This window comes from Halorubrum tibetense (assembly GCF_042661865.1).
Lineage (GTDB): Archaea > Halobacteriota > Halobacteria > Halobacteriales > Haloferacaceae > Halorubrum > Halorubrum tibetense.
In genome coordinates, this window is sequence record NZ_JBHSWW010000507.1 from 1 (window position 1) to 1,003 (window position 1,003).

At 72.2% G+C, this 1,003-nt stretch carries 1 protein-coding gene and 1 pseudogene; both read left to right on the forward strand.

Features of this window, described 5'->3' with window-relative positions:
- Positions 1–437: AAA family ATPase (locus tag ACFQEU_RS16560; RefSeq protein WP_379783931.1), on the forward strand; the 437-nt coding region annotated here is incomplete at its 5' end.
- Between the two features lie 97 nt (positions 438–534).
- Positions 535–1,003 (forward strand): annotated as a pseudogene (locus ACFQEU_RS16565) (hypothetical protein); the annotation flags it as partial.

Below are 1,003 nucleotides of genomic sequence, written 5' to 3' on the forward strand. Positions count from 1 at the left end.
ACGACTCCGGCGTCGGCGAGCGGGTCGTCTCCCAGCTGCTGACGGAGCTCGACCGCGCGAGCGACAACCCGAACCTGGTGGTGTTGTCGGCGACGAACCGGCGGTCCGCGCTCGACCCCGCCCTGTTGCGCCCGGGGCGGTTGGAGACCCACATCGAGGTGCCGGAGCCCGATCGCGACGCGCGCCGGAAGGTGTTCGCGGTTCACACCCGGGACAAACCGGTCGCCGATGGCGTCGACCTCGACGAGCTGGCCGACGAGACGGAGGGGTACTCCGGCGCGGAGATCGCGGCCGTCTGTCGGGAGGCGGCGATGACCGCGATCGAGCGGGTCGCGGACGAACACGGCGAGGCCGCCAACGACCACGCGGACGAGGTGTCGATCACCGCCGAGGATTTCGCGTCGGCGCTCGGGACCGTCGCGGCCTCACAGCTGTAGTCCCGCCACGACGGGGGCGGACGGATCGACCGAGAGCGGACGTGGCCGCCGGTGACGCTCGCCGAACGCCTTTTGCTGGGTACCCCGTAGCCGACGTATGAGGTCTCCCGTGGACGAGACCGGGTCGGACGACGGTGCCGGCGGTGCGGACGGCGACAGTGTCGACCGCCCCGAGGAGCCGCCGTCGGTCAGGGGGCTGTTCGCCGCGCTCTCGCGAGCGGTCCGATCGCGACCCCCGGGCGAGCTCCTGCTCGTCGCCCTCCCCCTCCCGGCGCTGCTCGTCGCGGTCGCGGCCCTGCCGGAAAGCCGTGGGTGGGCGCTCTCGCTGTCCGCGACGGGGATCCTGGAGAGTCGATGGACGCTGTGGACCGCCTTCGCCTCCAGTTTCGTCCACACGGAGACGGGTCACCTCCTCGACAACGTCCTGAACTACTGGTTGGTGCTCGCGGTCGCCTACCCCCTCTCCGTCGTCGCCGGATGGCGCCGGCGGCTGCTGTACGCCACCGTGGCCTACGTGGCGCTCGTCCCGTTCGTCTCCGCGTGGGCGACGCTGCTCGCGTTCGGCG